At 32.6% G+C, this 19,713-nt stretch carries 23 protein-coding genes; 10 read left to right on the top strand and 13 right to left on the bottom strand.

The window, feature by feature from the left end; genetic code table 11:
* From IPH52_28715 to IPH52_28700, 4 genes are all read right to left on the bottom strand, one after another.
* Positions 1 to 1,140, bottom strand: a 1,140-nt coding sequence (locus IPH52_28715; protein MBK7058966.1) for a metal-dependent hydrolase, incomplete at its 3' end; no start/stop codon positions are given.
* Complete coding sequence (locus IPH52_28710; protein MBK7058965.1) at positions 1,137 to 1,595, bottom strand: hypothetical protein; 459 nt, start codon at positions 1,593 to 1,595, stop codon at positions 1,137 to 1,139. The genes IPH52_28715 and IPH52_28710, both read right to left, overlap by 4 nt.
* A 9-nt stretch (positions 1,596 to 1,604) precedes the next feature.
* On the bottom strand, positions 1,605 to 2,861 hold the full coding sequence (locus IPH52_28705; protein MBK7058964.1) for a hypothetical protein: 1,257 nt from the start codon (positions 2,859 to 2,861) through the stop codon (positions 1,605 to 1,607).
* A gap of 24 nt (positions 2,862 to 2,885) precedes the next feature.
* Positions 2,886 to 3,707, bottom strand: a complete 822-nt coding sequence (locus IPH52_28700) for a phage portal protein (protein ID MBK7058963.1) — start codon at positions 3,705 to 3,707, stop codon at positions 2,886 to 2,888.
* Positions 3,708 to 3,999: 292 nt separating this feature from the next.
* Between IPH52_28700 and IPH52_28695 the strand changes: the two genes are divergently transcribed.
* Both IPH52_28695 and IPH52_28690 read left to right on the top strand, forming a co-directional pair.
* Positions 4,000 to 4,809 (top strand): hypothetical protein, encoded by an 810-nt coding sequence (locus IPH52_28695; protein MBK7058962.1) that lies wholly within the window; start codon positions 4,000 to 4,002, stop codon positions 4,807 to 4,809.
* Between the two features lie 64 nt (positions 4,810 to 4,873).
* On the top strand, positions 4,874 to 5,635 hold the full coding sequence (locus IPH52_28690) for a class I SAM-dependent methyltransferase (GenBank protein ID MBK7058961.1): 762 nt from the start codon (positions 4,874 to 4,876) through the stop codon (positions 5,633 to 5,635).
* Positions 5,636 to 5,705: 70 nt separating this feature from the next.
* Here the strand turns inward: IPH52_28690 and IPH52_28685 are convergent, their stop codons facing one another.
* A complete protein-coding gene (locus IPH52_28685) occupies positions 5,706 to 5,894 on the bottom strand; it encodes a Cache 3/Cache 2 fusion domain-containing protein (GenBank protein ID MBK7058960.1) in 189 nt (62 codons plus the stop codon).
* Between the two features lie 390 nt (positions 5,895 to 6,284).
* Here IPH52_28685 and IPH52_28680 point away from each other — a divergent pair, with 390 nt between their 5' ends.
* Both IPH52_28680 and IPH52_28675 read left to right on the top strand, forming a co-directional pair.
* A complete protein-coding gene (locus tag IPH52_28680) occupies positions 6,285 to 7,130 on the top strand; it encodes a hypothetical protein (GenBank protein MBK7058959.1) in 846 nt (281 codons plus the stop codon).
* 141 nt (positions 7,131 to 7,271) lie between these two features.
* Positions 7,272 to 7,793 carry a hypothetical protein gene (locus IPH52_28675; GenBank protein MBK7058958.1) on the top strand — a complete coding sequence of 174 codons (522 nt, stop codon included), beginning with the start codon at positions 7,272 to 7,274 and terminating at the stop codon, positions 7,791 to 7,793.
* Positions 7,794 to 7,902: 109 nt separating this feature from the next.
* On the opposite strand, the gene IPH52_28670 is transcribed toward IPH52_28675, so the two are convergent.
* A complete protein-coding gene (locus IPH52_28670) occupies positions 7,903 to 8,283 on the bottom strand; it encodes a TIGR04452 family lipoprotein (GenBank protein MBK7058957.1) in 381 nt (126 codons plus the stop codon).
* A gap of 469 nt (positions 8,284 to 8,752) precedes the next feature.
* Positions 8,753 to 9,688: a hypothetical protein gene (locus IPH52_28665; protein ID MBK7058956.1), complete on the bottom strand. Its 936-nt coding sequence runs from the start codon at positions 9,686 to 9,688 to the stop codon at positions 8,753 to 8,755.
* 370 nt (positions 9,689 to 10,058) lie between these two features.
* Here IPH52_28665 and IPH52_28660 point away from each other — a divergent pair, with 370 nt between their 5' ends.
* The 6 genes from IPH52_28660 to IPH52_28635 all read left to right on the top strand — a co-directional run bounded on the left by IPH52_28660 (position 10,059) and on the right by IPH52_28635 (position 14,557).
* Entirely contained in the window at positions 10,059 to 10,469 is a 411-nt protein-coding gene (locus tag IPH52_28660; GenBank protein MBK7058955.1) for a hypothetical protein, read from the top strand.
* A gap of 185 nt (positions 10,470 to 10,654) precedes the next feature.
* Entirely contained in the window at positions 10,655 to 11,110 is a 456-nt protein-coding gene (locus tag IPH52_28655) for an acyltransferase (GenBank protein MBK7058954.1), read from the top strand.
* 7 nt (positions 11,111 to 11,117) lie between these two features.
* Complete coding sequence (locus IPH52_28650; GenBank protein ID MBK7058953.1) at positions 11,118 to 12,593, top strand: hypothetical protein; 1,476 nt, start codon at positions 11,118 to 11,120, stop codon at positions 12,591 to 12,593.
* 5 nt (positions 12,594 to 12,598) lie between these two features.
* The gene (locus IPH52_28645; GenBank protein MBK7058952.1) at positions 12,599 to 13,447 is read left to right on the top strand and encodes a DegT/DnrJ/EryC1/StrS aminotransferase family protein; all 849 of its coding nucleotides are present in this window, start codon (positions 12,599 to 12,601) and stop codon (positions 13,445 to 13,447) included.
* A 17-nt stretch (positions 13,448 to 13,464) separates the two neighbouring features.
* Positions 13,465 to 13,848, top strand: coding sequence for a hypothetical protein (locus IPH52_28640; GenBank protein MBK7058951.1), 384 nt, complete (start codon positions 13,465 to 13,467; stop codon positions 13,846 to 13,848).
* A 106-nt stretch (positions 13,849 to 13,954) separates the two neighbouring features.
* Positions 13,955 to 14,557 carry a class I SAM-dependent methyltransferase gene (locus IPH52_28635; protein MBK7058950.1) on the top strand — a complete coding sequence of 201 codons (603 nt, stop codon included), beginning with the start codon at positions 13,955 to 13,957 and terminating at the stop codon, positions 14,555 to 14,557.
* Between the two features lie 94 nt (positions 14,558 to 14,651).
* Here the strand turns inward: IPH52_28635 and IPH52_28630 are convergent, their stop codons facing one another.
* The 6 genes from IPH52_28630 to IPH52_28605 all read right to left on the bottom strand — a co-directional run bounded on the left by IPH52_28630 (position 14,652) and on the right by IPH52_28605 (position 19,546).
* Positions 14,652 to 15,344 (bottom strand): transposase, encoded by a 693-nt coding sequence (locus IPH52_28630; protein ID MBK7058949.1) that lies wholly within the window; start codon positions 15,342 to 15,344, stop codon positions 14,652 to 14,654.
* A complete protein-coding gene (locus IPH52_28625; protein MBK7058948.1) occupies positions 15,334 to 15,624 on the bottom strand; it encodes a hypothetical protein in 291 nt (96 codons plus the stop codon). The genes IPH52_28630 and IPH52_28625 overlap by 11 nt, the downstream gene beginning before the upstream one ends.
* A gap of 220 nt (positions 15,625 to 15,844) precedes the next feature.
* Complete coding sequence (locus IPH52_28620) at positions 15,845 to 16,399, bottom strand: HAMP domain-containing histidine kinase (protein MBK7058947.1); 555 nt, start codon at positions 16,397 to 16,399, stop codon at positions 15,845 to 15,847.
* Positions 16,400 to 16,404: 5 nt separating this feature from the next.
* The gene (locus tag IPH52_28615) at positions 16,405 to 17,043 is read right to left on the bottom strand and encodes a PAS domain S-box protein (GenBank protein MBK7058946.1); all 639 of its coding nucleotides are present in this window, start codon (positions 17,041 to 17,043) and stop codon (positions 16,405 to 16,407) included.
* A gap of 87 nt (positions 17,044 to 17,130) precedes the next feature.
* Entirely contained in the window at positions 17,131 to 18,369 is a 1,239-nt protein-coding gene (locus IPH52_28610) for a response regulator (protein ID MBK7058945.1), read from the bottom strand.
* Positions 18,370 to 18,661: 292 nt separating this feature from the next.
* A complete protein-coding gene (locus IPH52_28605) occupies positions 18,662 to 19,546 on the bottom strand; it encodes a diguanylate cyclase (GenBank protein MBK7058944.1) in 885 nt (294 codons plus the stop codon).
* Positions 19,547 to 19,713: the final 167 nt, after the last annotated feature.

The following is a 19,713-nucleotide window of genomic DNA, read 5'->3' as shown; positions in this document are numbered from 1 at the left end:
TGCATTCCCATCGGAATCACGCTCTTCAATTTTAAATAGAATCATCCACGAGTTTGTCATTTGAAGATAAAATTTATCTATAATAGAATCATAGTATAAAATAAAACCTTTATTAAAAAAATCTCCAGCAGGTAGAGAATCCCGAATATACCACACGCGAAAATCTCCTTCTTGTAAATCATCCATTCCAGTGGAAATAGATTGTAACCTTCGATAAAAAATCATGTCCTTTTCAAAAGAGCTAGAAGGCAATACTACAGATATTTTCGGAGATAAAAATTCATGGAAGGATTCCATGGAAGCTAGAATTGCATTTCCCATTTTAATAAAATCATCTCTATTAAAAAGCTCTTTGCGCCAAAAAACTGTGCTCTTTCCAAAATACTCATCTGCATTTTTCATGTATTCTTTTGGAATCAGAGAACGATTCAAAGAATCCCATTTAGCAGCACCCATTTCTTTGAAGTTGTTTTTATCAATAAATGTATAGGTCTGATAAATAAAATGCATCGCAAGTAGGACTGTTGCAGTGCGGATAATATTACTAATCCACTGAGCGTATTTAGATTTTACAGAGGAAAAAATTCCTGCAACGATTGCAGTCGGAATAAAGAATACAAGAAAAGAAATGGAAAGATAGATGATATACCAATTATGCCAATTAATCTTACTCCATCCACCAGCCATTTGATTAGAAGGCCAATACATTGCGATTCCATTCCAGGGTCCGGGAGGTGTTGGTAAATCTCCGAGAAAATGCACACAGTAACAGGAAAAGGATACAATAAACATTCCAAAAAATTTAAATACTCTATGTTCAAGTGGTATCTTATCTCTTCTTGTAAGATTACGAAGTCCACGTATCGTGATTGCCCCACAAATATAAATACATGCAAATAAAAAAGACATTAGACCAGCAGCCGCAAAAGAATGAAAAAAGAAATGATGGGAATACCACTCTTTTCCATAATAGATGGCATGACTAAAAAGTAAAGAGGCTGCATCAATATCAGGAAATAGGGCAGCAATCATTGCGACAATATACTGCGAGCGAAAGGGGACTTTAAAAATTTTTTTGATTGCAGGAGCCATAATCGCACCCGCTGCTAATCCACAAGCCGCATGATCAATCGGGGTCATTTATTTTTCCTCAAAGATACTGTGGCTGCTAAAATAAATGCAATGGAGTAATAAATTACAATCCAACTTCCCCAACCTAAAGGAGCCGAAAAATCTCCCCAATAAAACTTGCGGATAATAGAGAGTAATGCGTAAAAAAGAATAGAAAGAAAAGCCCAGAACAATCCTATCACAAAACCCCATCGCTTTGCACGAAGTATACCGATTCCGGAAATCCATAAAAGCATAGGACTCAGTTCAAAGGATACATTGTATATACCAATCCATTGGGAAAAAAGAAAAGGCTCTTTGATTCCAATGACTAACATTCGAGCAATACTAATCAATAAACTAAAAAAGCCAAAGAGCAAATGAATGAGTCCTATTACAGTGAGAGTAATTCCACGCCTAAAGCTATTTGGATTTCTTTGTCCAAGTCTTTGGCGGATGTGTTGTATGAGTTCGCGTCTATTCATTCTTAAAAGCTACAGTGATGGTTTTTCTTCTGCTTCTAGAATATCCATTAGCACTTCATCGAGGCTAACAGGCATTTCCTTCGCGTCAAGGTTTACTACTATCATAAATCCTTTTGCCTTTCCGATACTTTGAATCGCTTTGACTAAAAGGATTTGGTCGCTGTAAATGCATTTACCATCTTTCTTTGACCATATTTCTTTGGAAGACAAACAACCCTTTGTCGGAGTATTCGGATAATAGCTGTAATCCCTATAAAATTCAGTATCAACGGTAGTCCCGTGTGCAAAGATTACATTTCTTCCAATCTCACCGGCGATATATGCTTCCTGGATTGGAAAATAATCCTTCCATGAATCAGGCAAAAGACTCAAATAAGAATCCAAATTCCATTTACCATTTTTTTTCTTATGAAAATACTTTTCTGTAGAAATCTCAATCGGTAGAGCAGTAATAAGAGAAGGTGTTGGTCCTATCTCTTCATTTCTAAGAGGAATGATATTTTGGATAGAAAAAATTCCCTGTGGTGTATTTCCATTTGTTATATAAGAAGGCAAATCAGAAACAGACCTTGCCAATTGTGATGCGGAAAATATGGAACCATCCACTCTACGTAAAAAAGTCCCATCCGGTTTTTTAATAAAACAAAGTCCCGGATAATCACGATTTAACCTCTGTAGACTAAAAAGAACATAGGTGTCTTCTCCGTAATCATTCGAGAATAATTCTGCGATTGGAGGGCGTTTTTTTAAATACTCCGCGGGAGAAATTTCTAAATACTTAGAAAGAATTCTAAGTATTGGGTGAGTATCCGAATTTTTAAATTTGAATTTAAGAGTATTCAAATATTCCAGATTCTGATCTGGATTTAAACGTAATTTATAATTCACTGCAACGGCGAAATGCTTTGGGCTTTTAGTTGTTAAAAAAACATTTTCCATTATTTCATCAAATCCAGTTCGGTAAAGAGTATAGATTGTTTCCAAAACATCGGAATAGAAACCCTCTGAAAAGGAAGGATATTCTTTCAAGGCAAGCTTTAAATAATTATAACCATCCTCTTCGAGATAATTTAATATTCTCATAGCATTAAGAGATTTCTTTACAACAGATTCTTTCTTTTTATTTTGAAAAGCAGTCATTTCGGAGGAGATGCTATCTAACATTTCTGCTTTGTATTTTTCACGACCTTCTTTAGATGCAGCCGGAAATACCTGATTCAATACAGGAATTTTTTCCTGAGAAAATAATTCGATAGATAGAAGCATACAAAGGAAAAAAAATTTCATATTTTAAGATGTGAATACTATTGAATTGCCGCACTCTCTTTCGTATCTCGAAAAAAGCTTTCTTGTGTATTCATCACTCAATTGTTTTGCGATTGGTTCAATCTCTGATTGGTAATAGACTAGCCATTCGTCTGATGTGAAACTAGATTGAATAATTTTCTCGTTCGTCCCAAATAGGTTGTAAATTTTTGTTGTAATCTCATCCTTTAGCAACTCACTAAGTAGATAATCATCTGTAACCTCAAGCTTGCTGTTTAATTTTGCATCGCCTATTTCTTTATCAGGACTTAAATATAACTTTTTAAAATCTTTCGCTTTTTGGTTTTGTGAGCTTTTCTTTATATCACCTTTATCGTTTAAAAACCATTTAAGCATTCCCTTTTTCTTAATTGTATGAAAAAAACCTTTGCTAGGAGTTTTCACTATTTCGAATAACGGTTTTAGTATTTCGATGGGGCTATCTCCAAATATTTCATTATTGTGAAACTCTTGCCTCAAATGAATGATATCCGAATAGGGAAAGGTAACTAATTCGCCGTTGATTAAAATAAATTTTAAATACAATATGCCGTTGTCGTATATAGATTCTGCACCGGCTGCGGAAAGAGGATATATTTCTCTTGCATGACCAAATTCATCGCGCACAATATAGGAAAACGCATTATTGTTGAGTTTTAATTGTGCTGCCATTTTTTCTTGCAACATCTGACCACTCATATAAGGATTTGGGTCTGTGAGTAAAAGTTTTAAATAAGTCTCTGGAAATGCGTGCTGGATCTTGCTATCATTCCCGTTTTTTATATACTTTGGAATGAGCTTTCCCACTGCTTTTGAGTAAGGTCGTATACAATACCTAACTGTATCAGATTTATATATCTCTCCACCCCATGAATAGAGTCCGTTCCCTGCATCCGTAAAAAGTTTTATACCGTTTGTTTTCTTTGAAAATAAAATAGATTAGCCTCTCTTCTAAGGAAATCTTGGATTAAAAATTGTCAAGTTGATAAAACCATTTCAATCGTTCGCATTCAATGGAGATTGTCAAGGTTTACAATTAAACCTTTGACAGGAGAAATTGGAATTCTATTTTGATTCAAAAAGGCATTTGGAGAATCGTATGGAAAAGTATTCAGAGAAATTAGCTAGGATTTTAGATTTTATTATATTTGGGGGATCAGTGGTCGTGATTATAGCATGGGCTTTGGGAATGCCTTTGTTTTATAACCCAAATGGACCGGTTATGTCGATATTCACTGCCATATCCTTGTTTTTTATCGTAGGAATTCGATTGGCGACAAGGTATTTCTCTCTCTGGCCTTTTACTGTCAATGTAGCTTTGTTAATGATCGTGGGTGGGGGAAATCTTTCTTCCCTTTTGATGTTAATGTCCGCTCCTACAGTGCATATCAATACGACTTCTTCGCTGGTCATGACTTCTATGTTTACTTCTTTAGGGTTTTTCCTTTTTAGTATTTATGAGATTCTTGTGTATTTGCGTAAGACTCCTAAAAATGTTTTTATCTTAGATGATATATTGATTCATCTAGCCTTGGTTCCTGGAGAACTCAGTTTGATCGGACATTTATTTGAAAATCCAACCTATCTAAGTATGGGAATTGATCCTAGAGTTGGGATTTCTATTTTGGAAATGTGCTTCATGGCTTGCTTAGCTGCATCTACTGTATTAGCCAATAAAAATTTATTTCTATGGCAATTCTTAAAAGGTGGGGCGGGAAATCAAATGATCTTCTCTGCCTTATTTGCCAATCAATATATCGCTCCTCTACTCTATATGGTATATGTAGGAGAAACCTCCGCAGCCTATGGAGCGGAACTTTTCATTATGTTCGGTGGAGTATTTGCCACTTTAGGTTTTTTAATAATTCAAGCCTATAGTCTAAATAAAGACATTGTAGAATCAGACTGACTGAATAAGAAAAAGTCCACTCACCTGTCTGGTTCAAAGTGCAATTAGCGGAAAGGAGAATGCAATGAAACAATGGTATGAAGCTCTATTCGAAAATTATGGAAAGAAGTATGACAAAGAAGGTTTTGCGCAAGGAACAGTTGGTGAATGTGACTTCCTGGAAAAAGAGGCTAATTTTGATAAGTCAATTAAAATTCTAGATATTGGTTGTGGAACAGGAAGGCATTCGATCGAATTAGCTAAAAGGGGTTACAATGTATTAGGCGTTGATTTATCCGAGTCTCAATTAGAGAGAGCAAAAGAAAAAGCGTTAGCAAACAATCTACAAATCGAATTTCAAAAACAAGATGCTAGAAAATTAACCTTTCAAAATCAATTCAATCTTGTGATTATGCTGTGTGAAGGATCTTTTCCTTTAATGGAAACGGATGAGATGAATTTTGAAATTCTAAGGAATGCGGCTAACGCACTTATGCCAAAAGGCAAATTGATATTTACCACACTCAATGGATTATTTCCAATCTTTCATTCCATTGAATCTTTCTTGGAAGGTAGCAAGCAAGAAGGAAATGCAACCTATCACAACAATACGTTTGATCTTATGACATTTCGAGATGATAATATTACAATCATTGAAGATGATGATGGAAATAAAAAAGAGTTACAGTGCAATGAAAGATATTATATTCCATCCGAAATTACATGGTTACTAAAATCTCTTGGATTTAAAACCATTGTGATTCTCGCCGCAAAGCTTGGAGCATTTTCGCGTGAAGATAAGCTTAGAAAAGATGATTACGAAATGCTAGTCATAGCAGAAAAATAAAACTCATTTTATATCTTAAAGAATTCCATTTCATTCATCCTTGAAACAGCTTCTAATATTTCAGCAATGGCTATTTTTTGTTCTTGTGTAGCAGACTCCTTTCAGCCTTATTCGTTTCGTTATAACTCATCACATAGCTATAACCGGTCTCACCAATTTTTATTTTTCGAATCTTAGATTTTAAGTCTTCTAAATCTTTCGTAATATCAATTCCAATGAATCGAGCGCCAACATAAAAGCCCTTTTCCCACAGAGTTATTTGTCTGAATTATTGAACTTTTGAGCTAAAATTTCAATTTTATTTCAAAATTTATGTTTGCAGAGTTAAAAATTAGTTTGCAGAGTTAAAAATTAGTTTGCAGAGTTAAAAATTATGTTTGTAGAGTTAAAAATTAGTTTGTAGAGTTAAAAATTAGTTTGTAGAGTTAAAAATTAGTTTGTGGAGTTAAAAATTAGATTGTAGAGTTAAAAATTAGATTGTGGAGTTAAAAATTAGAACTACTGTTTGAACTACTGTTTGTTTTCATTCTGCCAGTTTATTCTTTTGCAATAACGGCTTCAGTCTGAGTGAACCGAATCCATGCCTGTGCAACTAAACTAAACTCGTAAAAAGGATTTACAAGAAATTCATTCAAAATAGTTTAAAGGAATGAAAACTAAACTTATACCAATCCTAATCATTTGCCTAGTCTTAATAGGCTTAGGGCTAATCGCAGAGTCCAAAGATTCTGCTGAATTTAAAAACTGCAAAGATTGCTGCAACGAAGGGAATTGTCAAAATGGACAAGGAACTTGGACTTATGCGAATGGCGATAAATACACCGGTCAATACATGGACGGAAAAAAAGAAGGAGATGGAACTTATACTTTTGTAAATGGAGATAAGTATGTCGGGGAATTTGAAGATGGCAATCTGAATGGAGAGGGAACTTACACCTATTCTGATGGCGATAAATACATCGGTGAATACGATAATGGATTAAGAAATGGAGAAGGAACTTATTTTCATTTAAATGGCGATAAATATTTAGGCGAATTCAAAGACGGGAAGCCAAGCGGAATTGGAACGTATACTTATTCAGATGGTGAAAATTATGTTGGAGAGTGGAAAGATGGAAAAAGACATGGAAAAGGAATTTATACTTTTGCAAAAGGAAATAAGCTAAGTGGTCAATGGGCAGAAGGTCAATTTAAAGTCACAAGTCCCTTAGAAGAAATTACAGGGAAGACAAAAGAATGGAGTCCCTATCAGGGATATTTGAATTGGAGTGATGCAAAAGCAAAATGTGCTAGCATTCAAATGAGATTACCAAAGAGAAGAGAATTAAAAAAAGCGTTTAAAGTAAAACTACTAGAGCCCTGGAAAACGGAAGGAACTTACTATTGGACATCAGATGAATATTCTAGCGACTCAGCCTATTATTTCTTTGTGGACAATGGCAAAATAGAATCCTTCACAAAAGATGTTGCCAGACATGTGCGTTGTATTCGCTAACCTCTTGCTTAATCGGTGAGTAAAATCACCGTTTTCCGCTTTCTCGGTCATACAAAGTATAGTTTACTTTTCTGTTCGCATTTCCTAAAGTTGAAGAAGCAATTGAGATTAAATTATTTCAATTGCTAAAAGGAAATTATTATGAATCAGAAAACAAAATTAAGCAACTGTATAAATACGACTTCAATAAACTTCATTTTTAGAAGTTTTATCTTTCTAATGTTACTATTGAATTTATCCTGTGCAACACTATTACCAACAGAACAACGCATCTTTGCAGATAAAATTGAATATAAAAAAGATGCTAAGACTTGGAAAAAAAACATAACAGACTGGGTAACTTTTAGATACGGTGAACGGGGATTATCCACAAAGAAAGAAGAAAATGAAAGATTGATGTTCGTGTTAGGAATGGGGTATAATCCTATAAATGTAATGCCGACTGCTGGGAGTTGTCACTTTATCTTTACAGTGGGCTATTCAAATCAATCATTAGATCTTAGTTTTGAAAATATTTTCTTCGTAAATGGTTATGGTAGAGTTGGCACAACTTCTCGTATGCATGATGGAGAAAGTGGACCGAATAACATGAAAGAACTAGATGCAATCATTGAACGATGTATCAAAGTAGCTGCAATTGATTTAAAGGAATTTGTAAAATGATTTATTACTTTCAAGGCTAATTGAGTGTAACTCCTATAGCTTCGAGTTTAGCGATTAAGACTGTTATATCGCAAAGGTATAATCTTTTGCGATATAACAAAATCAGATTTTATAGTTTTGGTAATGGATCACCAAGAAGTATTCCGTCTGGTTTGTCTAGTTTACACGAAGTAAGAACAGTGAGAGTAGAGCCAAGAACAAAACCTTTAAAGCCCTTAATATCACTTACGCATTTATTTACATCACTTTTTAGATAATAAGCTCCAGAATCGATTCCTGCTAGCTTATCTGCTACAATAGACCATACAGAAATAATTGGTCTTCCAATAAGGACAATCCCTAATAGAAGATCTTGGGTTATGGCTGCGCTTCTAATTTGACTTGCTGCCTCAGAGCCTTTGATACGATCATTTGTTAAACCCAATGGATCCAAAATAACACACTGTCCCAATACAAACAGAACCAAAATAATACTTAGTGTTTTTTTCATAAAAATATTCTCCCATATACTTTGGTTTTCTCTCTAATGCATAGACTCATTCGCCTATTTATAACAACAAAAATCTACTTGTATTTTTCATTGCTTTTACTAGAGAAGAAATACCTATAGTATCTATAGAATTTTATGGTTTTTATTTTGTCAAATTGTTTCTTTTTTTTAGACAGGATTTACAGGATTAAGAATCCGAAAACCGATCGTATTTGAGCATATAAACTGAATGTCTTTTTGCCAAGAAATAGGAAGAAACCGATGATTGAATTAAAGGGATAAGGATGAATATTTATACCAATACTTTCTTTGATGTTAGAGATGGGAATGAGTATATAAGATGTGTTCAATAAATCACATCCTGTGGCAATGAAATTACGCAGTTCCAAATTAAAATCAGATTTAATGATTTTGCTATTGAATCTCCAATCCAAAATGCATTTGGTTTGTCATTTTATTGAATCTTTATCTAGTGATGAGTGGATAAGATTGAATTTGCAATAAAATCAATTACTATTTGTTGTCCTTGTTCATTGTAATGACAACAGCTATCCATATAGACATCATCTTTTACAGAGTCAAAAATATTCACCATATTAAATGCGTTTATATGTAGACTTCTTAAATCTGAGATTTTAGAGATTAATACTGGATAGCCTTTTATAACACCTTCTGTATAGGGTGAATCAGCATAAAATGCAATTTTTTTTTCGTTCTCACTAAAAACATGATTGGTGGGATAATATTGATTTGGCTGAAGAAAATGAAAATACTTTATACCGTTGTTTGTGGTAATTTGGTGCATAAATAAAGAAGAGTCTTTCCAAATTGCCACACTTTTTTCAATCACGAGAAAATCAGGTAATTTTTCTTTTAGTCTATTATAATAAATCAATGAAGGCTGATCGGTATTTTCAGACTTGCTCGACGAAATAGCTCTTGCTGAAATAAATCCAAGTGCTTGTTTCTGATAGGAATTAATTAAAAATTTTGTCTGAGTAGAGGTAACTAAATAGCACAAAGAAAACCAGCAATTACTTGATCTAGCAATGCTTGCTTTTAAATCATTTTTTATTTGATTGATTTGAATCATGGCTTTCATCTCTTCTGTAGACAAAGTATGATTAGCCATATTTATCAGCGGCAAAGTTAAATCTGCCAATGGCATAGATAATTCAACTTTTTCTCGATTGTTCATGAATGTTAAAGCCACTTCATTGAATCCATCAATATTGATTACCATGTCAAATTTTTGTCCAATGGATAAAAAATAATTCAAAGACAATAATTGCTGAGGTTGTTTTGTTCCTTGAATTGCAAAGGATAAAACTATTATCTCTTTATTAGAATACTCAGGAAGTTTTTTTAATGCGGTAGCTAGGCTTTGGGTTTTTAATTCATGCAAATAAACTCCCTCAACCGATAGGTAGCCAAGAAAGAAGAACGGAAAAAAAATCATAGAAAAATACAAGATAGATAATCGTATCAAGAAAATAAACTAAAGCCGAGGGTCTACCTGCACTTAGTCGGGAAAAAGAATATAAACATCGTTATCCCAATATCTCCTCTATCTCCATTCTTACACATTTCCTACTTTTTACAGGTAGACCCTGTGGAAGTATGGAACTACTCAGTAAGATTAGTTAAGATTTTGAGCATAAAAAATTTTACCCAGTTTCTTTCATAACACCTTATTATGAAAGAAACGCAATCCGATTTTGTTTTAAGCTTTTAATTTTTGGGGTAGAATAGGAGATAGTAATGGGAGAAGTGAAATGCAAATTACTAGAAAGATAGCAATAGCGAATAAGATTTTTGAAATCTTCTTATACAATTATATATCTTCCAAGTTGGAAGTTGCTAATTATTTAAAAAATCAGAACCACTTTGAGAGCAATTATTTAGATACTTCTGGAAATCTAGATATTCATAAAACTTTACTTAAATTTCAGGAATTTATCAAGAACACTTATTCAGAAAAAGATTTAGAATTTTATGAAAGACATGGTAGGCTTTTACTCATCTCATTTATCAAACCCATCATCAACGGCTCTGGATTATACTATCTGGAGCCACAACATAGTTATGAACGCCGTAGTGATATGATTGTCACATTTAATAAAAAAGAGTATATCATTGAACTCAAACTGTGGTATGAAGAGAGCTATCATAGCGAAGGCTTATAACAATTGGCAGGATATTTGGATAGCAGAAACCATGAGACTGGTTATTTGGTTGTATTTAATTTTAATAAAGATAAAGAATTTACAAGTGCTTGGAAGGAAGAGGAAGTCTCTGGGAAAAAAATATTTCAGGTGATGGTTTAACAGGCACAAATAGGTAGAATAGAAAATGAATGAATTAAAAAAAAATGATATTAATAATAGCCGCTCTTAGAAGGTATTTAATGATGGTAGGGATGTCTTTAATACCTTTTTCAAATATGAGGGCTTATCTCTTGCGTCTATGTGGGGTAAAGGTTGGTAAAGGCTGTTATATTGGATTTAATGTAATATGTGATACAAATTATGCTGAAATGATTGAGATAGGAGATCTAGTTACAATCTCACACAATACAGTAATTTTTACACATACAGCAACACCTTCAAATAGTTACCTAAGTAAAATATACAACCAAGTAAAGAATGTGAAAATATCTGATGGATCATGGATAGGGGCTAATTGTACAATTTTACCTGGAGTTGTTATCGGAGAAAATTGTATGATAGGTGCAGGATCTGTTGTAAGTAAAAATACGGAATCTTATAGTCTCTACGCAGGAAATCCATGTAAAAAAATTAAAGATATTCCTCGCCCTATCTTATAGAAATAAAATGAAAGTAGCTATTATTGGAACAGGATTCGCAGGATTTGGTGCAACACTAGCACTATCAAAAGAAAAAAATCTAGAGTTACATATATTTGATATAGGACTTCAAACAAGATTTATTGATCAACCAGACATAGCAGTTCCAAATGCTAAAACTCAGCAAGGTTCATATTTTTGCTATGGAATTAATGACAATCGATGGAGTATTAAACTAGATTCTAAGAGAATTTGCTCTAGTCATGCTTTAGGTGGTTACAGTACAGTATATAGTGGAGCAACTTTTTATCCTAAAGATCAAGATTTAACTGATTGGCCAGAAGCAAGTAGACCTAGATCAGAAGACTATCGAGCAGTACTTTCTCAATTTAATCTTTTATATGAGGATGATGAATTGCAAAAAGAATTTCCATTATATCCAAGTAATGGGAATTTAAATAACAATCAAAGTTTAGAACAGGACAACACCCTTTTAGGATACTCAAGAATTGCTTTAGCAAAACAAACCGAGGAAAACTTAGAGACGGCAAAGATATTTAGCACTGCAACTTTTTTTAATGATTTGAAATTGGATAGAAGAATAGTATATAAATCAGCTGTTTATGTTATAAAGATAGAGAAAATGGGAAATAAATTACAACTCTTATATGAAAACCAGGATCACTTACAAGAATTGTCATGCGAATATGACTCAGTATTTCTTGGGGCAGGTTGCATAAATACCACAGGTATTGTAGATCGAAGTTTGTATGGTGTAGGAACTCGTGAATACTATTTAAAATCACCAGTAGGATATATAAATGCATTTATAAGAATCGGTTTCACACTGGAAAAGGAGATTCGAATCAGGCGAGATGCTAATCTTCCAGAATTTTTTATGGAAACTAATTCAAAAGCCACCAATTATACATGGTCCCACACTCAAATTACTGCGATTAACGAGCAAATAATTAAAGCAATTTCTAATAAGCTTCCTTTTTTTAAAGGTGCTCTAGCACAACTTTTTAGGAATACATTTTACTTTGCAATTTCAGTTGTACACTCTAAAATTGGAAAGTCTACTTTGATAAAAATGAATACAGATGAATCATCTGATGGTTCATTAAGATATTCAATGATAATTCAGGAGCAAGAACAATCAATGGATAATACTCAATATCAAAGTTCGATTCTTAAATCAGTCTTAAAAAACTGGAACCGTCTTAAAATGTTACCCATACCTTTAGGAAATAAAATAGCAGATTTTTTTAGAGGAAATAAACTTGGCGGTTGGCATTACGGTGGTACTATACCTATGAGTTTATCACCCAAAGAAGGTCAATCCTATCCTAATGGGGAAGTTTATGGATTGAAGAATGTTTACTTGATTGATAGTTCCTCTTTTCCAGAAATACCAGGTAGCACTGTAGCTTTACTTATAGCAGCAAACTCATATAGGGTTTCTATGCAGTGGATAAAGAATAATTTAAGTAAGGATATATAAAAATAATGCCAATAAGCCGAGGATCAATAAGACATTCTGTAAGAGAGGATTTAGTTTATTTATTTCATTCATTAGTAAATCCTAAAGGAATTGCGAGACGCCAATTCTATACAAAGAAAAATTTGTGTGAAAAAATTAGTAAGAAGTTTAATTACGATAATGTTGTATTATTTCCATATGCGAGGACTGCATTTCATGCAATATTAGTTTCACTGAATCTTCCAAAGAACAGTGAAATACTTGTCACACCTATTACAATTGGTCCTATGCTGGAAGTTATCAAAACCTTAGGACATAAACCTGTTTTTGTCGATATTGAATTAGAAACTTTCTGTGTAGATTTAAATGATCTTAAAACTAAGCTGAAAACAAAACCTCCTTGTTTTCTTCTAACCTATTTATTTGGATATGTTCCCAATATTGAGGAAATTGCTAGTATATGCCAAGAGAATAATACTCTTTTAATAGAGGATATTTCTCACAATATCTCTGCAAGTTATAATGGTAAATTTTTAGGTTCTTTTGGATACGCATCTATATACAGTGCATCTCTCCTTAAATATGTAGATGGATACAATGGTGCTTTCGTTGCAACTAAGGATAAAGAGCTAGTACAATTATTAGAATCAGAAGTCTCTAAGTATATAGAACCTAATCCTCGTCGAATAGCTAGGATAATTCAAACAACATTGGTTTGGAATATAAGCTTAAATAGAATTCCTTTTTCAGTTTTTGTATATCCATTACTCTGGTTGATTAAAAAGTTCAATCGCAACAAATTTGAACAGATACTTGGAGCTAGAATTAAGTATTTTATTCATAATAAACTTCAGATTTTTATTTCGAAGATATAGCAAGTGTTCAATGTGAGATGATTTCTATACAGCTTGATAACCTCGATGATCTAATTACTAATCGATTAAAAGACATATCAATTGCAGTGGAAGCAGGAAAAAGTATTTTGGGAAAGAACTCATTCTTGAATCTTACCGAATCACAAAATAATAAGCGACATACATTTTGGCAGTATGTTATTCCTGTAGAGGATTTAGATTTTGTAAGGAATGAATTATTCCGAAATGGAGTAGAAACAGGTGCAACAAACCTAATGAATCTAGCATCCATAGAGGGAGTTGAATTACCCAATGCAAAAAGATTAAAAGAGAGTTTTGTATTTATACCTGTTCATAATTGGATTTCGTTTGAAAAGTATCAGACAATTTATAAATCTATTCAAGATAAGATAATAATATGAAATGGTTTTTTTATTTGACTTTTATTCGTAGAAGTCTTATTATTACTAAAAATTCTTACCAGTAAGTTTCTTTGAATGTTTTGTATATATCATCAAATTTAAAAACATGAAAAAAATTTTATCTTATTCATCTATCTTCAATCTATTCAATCAAATGATTGGAGAAAAAAAAGGTCGTCAATTTTTCGTAATTACATACCTAAAGCCATTTCAAGATATGAAGGTCTTGGATATTGGTTGTGGAATAGGAATTATCATTCCATATCTAGGTGATGTAGAGTACGAAGGTTATGATGCTTCTAAAATATACATAGATCATGCAAAGAAATTGTATGGAAAAAATCCGAAAATAAACCTGAATTGTGAGCTAGTTGAATCTTCTAATCTTAAAAACAAAAACTATTACGATCTTGTTCTCGCAAGTGGGTTGATTCATCATCTCCCTGATGAATCTTGTAAAAAATTATTCCATACTGCGAGGGAAGCATTAAAAGAAGCTGGAAGATTCGTTTCATTTGATAATATCCTTGTTTCCAACCAATCTTGGATAGCAAGAAAGATTATTCTTCAAGATAGAGGTCAATTCATCCGCAAGGAAGAGGATTATAAGACTCTATTCAAAGATACTTTTCCAGATACCTCATTTTATATCCATCACGATATTTTGAGAATTCCTTATATTCATATAATAGCTGTTTCAACAAAATAATAGAATCAATTATCCATGTCCCACATCCCATTCAACAAACCTTATATGACAGGAAAAGAGCTATGGTACATCAGCCAAGCTATAAACGAACCAGCTACTTAATCGTTTGAAAGATGACCGTTAATCCGAGATCCAGCGCTCTCTTCTCCATACTTTTGATTGAGCGTTCTCGGAATTTCATTTCAGCTTTCTCGATTCCTTCTTCTACATAATTCAGTCCATGTTTTAATAAGTTGTAAAATAATACTGCGATCTTTCTTGCCGTTGCGACATTTGCAACTTTAGCTACACTTCTTGCTCTGATTCTTTTATAGAAACTGCTTATTGATAAAAACTTGCTATTCCCACCGCGCATTGCGGCTTCTCTAAATATTTGACCTGCATAATTAAATCCTTTCTTCTTTTTCTTCTTCTTTGACTTTCCAGAAGAACTAATACTCGGAGCTAAATTCAACCATGATACGAAATGTTTTGAACTTTTCCATCTATCCATATTGATTCCTAATTCTGAAATTATTTGCATAAAACTTAAATCACTTAGTCCGGGTAATACGCTAATATCCACTCCATTAGTTAACATCAGCAGCTTACCATGCAAATCCTCTATTTCGGGTTTATTGTGACTATTTATTTTTTTAGGATGGTTTAAAGAATCGTGTTTATCCTTGTCTTTGGTTAATTCATTTAATAATTTTTCGATTTCCGTATCACACTCTTTTACTTTACTTTGATAAAATTCCCAACATTCTAATCCCTGTTTTAATAAAAATAAATGTTCATGTACCAATTATAAATTGATTCTGATTAGATTTTATAAATGGGTAATCGAATTTGGAATACATTCCATAGTTGTTTACATTAATTCCAAATTCTTTAAATGGATTCATGCCTTGTCTTATTACATAACCTAAAAAAGGATGAAGACTTCCACCGATAGAGTCATTTAGATTGAATCCAGATTTTTCCAATTCTAAAAAAACTTTTTGTGTAGGCTTGGTGTTATTATAATAAAAACTTTTCTCTTGAAACCAAAAGAAAGCCAACGATAAAACTTCTAATCCTATCAAGGTTATTACCAAGTTTATTGAAATCAAAGTCAGAATGTTTTTGCTGATAGGAATCTTTTTTATGTTTTGAAATACTCTCATTTTATTAATCAATAACCTTACTAAAACGCATCTTCCTATAGATGAAGAAAACTTTAAGATTTGTAAATCTTTTTACTTATTCACTTCTCATTGCAAGCAGCTAATTATCTGTAAACTATACAGTCTCATTATTCTTTTTTCATCTTCCTTTTGGTAAAGTGAAAGTAAACTTACTTCCTTTTCCGAGTTCACTTTCTACCCAAATAGTTCCACCTTGTTTTTCTACAAATTCTTTGCATAGAATGAGTCCAAGCCCTGTTCCTCCTTCTTTGTTTGTGCCGAGTTTACTACTCTGGGAATTTAAAATAAAAATTCTTTGTAAATTCGCTGGATCAATACCTATACCTGAATCCAAAATTGAAATTTCAAAAAAATCATTTTTCTCTTTTGCTGAGATTGTAATTTTTCCGTTAGAATGGGTGAACTTAATAGCATTTGTAAGAAGATTTCGAAGAATTGTATTCGTTAAAGACTGATCTGCAAAGACTATATCATTTTCGGATAGTTGACTCTGTATTGTTATATTTTTGTTATATGCATTTCCTTCGGTGATTGCAATAGCGTGAGAGATTAGATAATTCATAGAAATATTTTCTGGATTAAAAACAATTTCTCCGGTTTGAGTTTTTACCCACTTCATCAAATTTTCCAATAAATCAAATCCAGATTTACCGGCCGCGCAAATTAACTCCATATATTTCAGAAGTTCTGATTCTTCTTTTTCTCTTCTCTTAGCTTTGTTACTGCGACTTCTGAAAGACCTATAATTCCTGCGAACGGATTACGCAAATCATGCGCTATAATGCTAAAGAATTTGTCCTTTGTATTATTTAGAGATTCTAGCTTTTTCATATTTATTTTTAATTCTTGCTCTACTTGCTTAAGTTTGGTAATTTCCATCAAAATGCTTAAATTAAAATTGGGTTTCAGTCGAATTGCTTGGTATTGAACAATTTTAGGAATACCGTCTTTGGAAATAAAATTAAATTCACCAATCTCTTCGCCTTTCCTAATATACTCCTTATATCGTTCGCTGGCATTTGGATCACTGACAGTAATTAAATCTCTAACATTCATTTGCACAAACTCACTCATTGAATAACCAAAGAGTTGCGAGGCAGCTTGATTTACAGCTAAATAATTGCCGAGATCATCTGCGATTATCATAGCAGATAAACTTTTATCGAAAATAGTTTTAAATTTTTCTTCGCTTTCTTTAAGCTGCGTATCTACTTGTCTGTCTTTGTCTTCATAAAACGTCTTCAGGAAATTCTTTTCTTGCTGCAATACCTGTATTTCTTGAATCAGTTCTTCTTTTGATTTATCTAAATAGTTCATAGTTTCCTCTAATGAGCTCAAACAAGATTTTAATTGTCTCTATGAATTTTAATTGGCTAAAATTTTGTAAACTATAACCGTTTCGTGTTATTTTGAAATCGGAATTTCGATTTCAAAATTCACAAGGGTGCTGGGGGATCCATCCTCATTTGTATCCAGGTAACTACGTAGATTGTTCGCTCTGATTTTTCCGTTATGTCTTAGAATTATTTTATCTACCATAGTAAGACCGAGCCCAAAATCCAAAGTAGGAATGGACTCATAAACTAATTTTGTAATTCTAAAAAATGGTTCAAATATAATATTAGAATATTCAGGTTGAATTCCATAAATATCTCCTTCATGTGTAGGAGTGTTCAAAACAGAAATGAGTATACTGTTTTGTTTCGCTTCAAAAAGGATATAGATTTTGCTATTGTCTGTTGAGAACTTAATTGCATTCAAAAGCAATTCTTTGAAAGCTTTTTCTAAATAATCAGGATTGATATTGACCTGGGAGGAGAAGTATCTAAATTTATTTTCGCACATAACAAGAGTTTGATTTTTTAATTTTTCAAAGTCTTTTAATTGGATCGAAGCAGTATTTAATATCCGATACACATCCGAAATACAATGTTTTTCAAGTTCCAAATCACTAGTTTGAATTCTATCAATTTCATCTAATACTTCAATGATGCGAGTAGCACTCTTCGCATTTTCAAATAGAATTTTCATCAATGATTTATTGACTTCGTAATGGTTTTCTTTTTCTTTCGATTTTCTTTCTAGAATGTCAATTGTAGATAAGAGCGTTCCTATCCCTGTTCCCTGACTAAAAGAAGTGCGGATACTCCCAATTAAGTTTCCATCAATTTTATCTTGATCCCGTTTCAGAATATTTTCTTTCCATTTATTCCAATTCAGTATATGGGCATTTCGAATTTCTCTTTCTTTTTCCAAATTCTCTTTTAGAATTCTTAGCTCTGCCATCTCATAGGCTTTTTCTATTTTTAAAAATAATTCGGTAATGTTATAAGGCTTGAGCAAATAATCATAGATTCCATTTTGCATGAGTTCAATGACTAAGTGCATATCGGACTGGACGGATTGAGCGATAATGACGGGTTTATTTTCGAATAATAAAAGATTATTTATAAATTGCACACCGTCCATTACAGGCATATAAATATCGGTAATTACAAGATTGTAAGAATTTTTGTTAAATTTGTTGAGTCCATCCTCCCCATTATCTGCTGTCGAGACTTCGTAGTCTTTTTTCTCCAATGCATTTTTAATGAATTCAAGAAATATTTCATCATCATCTACTAAAAGAATTTTCTTTCTCATACATATGTCCTTCACACTAAGAGTTTATGCAATTTCTAGGTAAGATATTTTGCACCAAATATCAACTAGTATTTTTCATAATACTGAAACATTATCCTCTTTAGAATCCTAACTTAAATGTGACCTTTCAATTAGCAAAATGGCTAAGATAGAATAAATACGTCTCATTTTCTTTTTAAATAAATAGATAGCTGTCGTCAAATATTTTCTATAGTTTATATATAATGCAACTTGTTCTCAATATTAATCAAAATAATAAGGCTATCTTTCAAGTCAATAGTTTAGTGGAGATTCAGCCTTCATAAATAATTCTATTTCTTCCAGTTAGTTTTGCAGTATACATTCTTTTATCCGCATCCCGAATAAGATCGTCAATTCGAGGCATATCGGCAAATTCTTGTAAGTCGACTAAACCACAACTAAACTTGCATTCAATTTCAAATTCATGGAATACTATTTTTTTATTTACAATTGCATTTTGAATGGAGATTAAAATTTTTAGAGCTTCCGATTTATCAGTTTCAAAGAACAATAAAATGAACTCTTCTCCACCATATCGAGCCAGAATATCATTAGGTCTCTTTGTTTGTCCAATAATCTCTGCGAATTTTTTTAAAACAAAATCACCTGCATCATGACCATAAGTATCATTGATCTTTTTAAAAAAATCTATATCTAAAAGGGCAATGCTTAGATTCTTTTTTAAAGTTTGACAAAAACTTAAATGCTTTGCTGCAATTTCAAAAAAATGTCTTCTATTGTAAATTCCAGTCAAATAGTCCGTAATCGATTTTTGATACAGTTCATTTTCAAGCTCTTTTATTTTCAGAACAGACTTCACACGGGCTTTAAGTTCTTTCTTGTCTACCGGTTTTCGAATATAGTCTACTGCTCCTGACTCGAATCCCTTTTCTAAATCATCGCCAGAACTCTTAGCTGTTTGGAAAATAATTGGAATGTCTTTATATTTCTCAGTCTTTGATAGTTGCTTTACTAATTCATAGCCATTGGCGTCAGGAAGCATTACGTCCATTAAAATTAATACGGGGCTACTTTCATTTAGCCGTTCCCACATTTCATTGCCATTTAAAGCAAAGATCACTTCATAGTCACGTAAAATTAATTGAAGATATAAGATGCTAGTTTCAGAATCATCGACTACTAATATTTGTTTCATGGAATTGAATATATTCTATTCTACTCTTACTTATTTTAGGTTCATAGTTTCAAGTATTTTCTGTTTATTCACCTTACGCAGGGTTACGTTCCCAGCGCTGAGCGTGAGTTACTTTGATCCCTTTTTTCTTCAAAGAAAAGGCTGAGTATTTTTGTTTTTCTTTTGAA

The sequence above is a fragment of the Leptospiraceae bacterium genome (genome assembly GCA_016708435.1).
Taxonomy (GTDB): Bacteria; Spirochaetota; Leptospiria; order Leptospirales; family Leptospiraceae; genus UBA2033.
Note: the sequence above shows the minus strand (reverse complement) of the source record. Positions and strands in the feature narration are given on the sequence as shown.

Excerpts from the sequence above, each read along its gene's own strand:
- IPH52_28640 (MBK7058951.1), top strand. The coding sequence starts at position 13,465 with ATGATTTCTATACAGCTTGATAACCTCGATGATCTAATTACTAATCGA.
- IPH52_28650 (MBK7058953.1), top strand. The coding sequence starts at position 11,118 with ATGAAAGTAGCTATTATTGGAACAGGATTCGCAGGATTTGGTGCAACA.
- IPH52_28695 (MBK7058962.1), top strand. The coding sequence starts at position 4,000 with ATGGAAAAGTATTCAGAGAAATTAGCTAGGATTTTAGATTTTATTATA.
- IPH52_28635 (MBK7058950.1), top strand. The coding sequence starts at position 13,955 with ATGAAAAAAATTTTATCTTATTCATCTATCTTCAATCTATTCAATCAA.
- IPH52_28710 (MBK7058965.1), bottom strand. The coding sequence starts at position 1,595 with ATGAATAGACGCGAACTCATACAACACATCCGCCAAAGACTTGGACAA.
- IPH52_28605 (MBK7058944.1), bottom strand. The coding sequence starts at position 19,546 with ATGAAACAAATATTAGTAGTCGATGATTCTGAAACTAGCATCTTATAT.
- IPH52_28705 (MBK7058964.1), bottom strand. The coding sequence starts at position 2,861 with ATGCTTCTATCTATCGAATTATTTTCTCAGGAAAAAATTCCTGTATTG.
- IPH52_28670 (MBK7058957.1), bottom strand. The coding sequence starts at position 8,283 with ATGAAAAAAACACTAAGTATTATTTTGGTTCTGTTTGTATTGGGACAG.
- IPH52_28610 (MBK7058945.1), bottom strand. The coding sequence starts at position 18,369 with ATGAGAAAGAAAATTCTTTTAGTAGATGATGATGAAATATTTCTTGAA.
- IPH52_28690 (MBK7058961.1), top strand. The coding sequence starts at position 4,874 with ATGAAACAATGGTATGAAGCTCTATTCGAAAATTATGGAAAGAAGTAT.
- IPH52_28680 (MBK7058959.1), top strand. The coding sequence starts at position 6,285 with ATGAAAACTAAACTTATACCAATCCTAATCATTTGCCTAGTCTTAATA.
- IPH52_28675 (MBK7058958.1), top strand. The coding sequence starts at position 7,272 with ATGAATCAGAAAACAAAATTAAGCAACTGTATAAATACGACTTCAATA.
- IPH52_28660 (MBK7058955.1), top strand. The coding sequence starts at position 10,059 with ATGCAAATTACTAGAAAGATAGCAATAGCGAATAAGATTTTTGAAATC.
- IPH52_28645 (MBK7058952.1), top strand. The coding sequence starts at position 12,599 with ATGCCAATAAGCCGAGGATCAATAAGACATTCTGTAAGAGAGGATTTA.
- IPH52_28615 (MBK7058946.1), bottom strand. The coding sequence starts at position 17,043 with ATGAACTATTTAGATAAATCAAAAGAAGAACTGATTCAAGAAATACAG.
- IPH52_28655 (MBK7058954.1), top strand. The coding sequence starts at position 10,655 with ATGATATTAATAATAGCCGCTCTTAGAAGGTATTTAATGATGGTAGGG.
- IPH52_28620 (MBK7058947.1), bottom strand. The coding sequence starts at position 16,399 with ATGGAGTTAATTTGCGCGGCCGGTAAATCTGGATTTGATTTATTGGAA.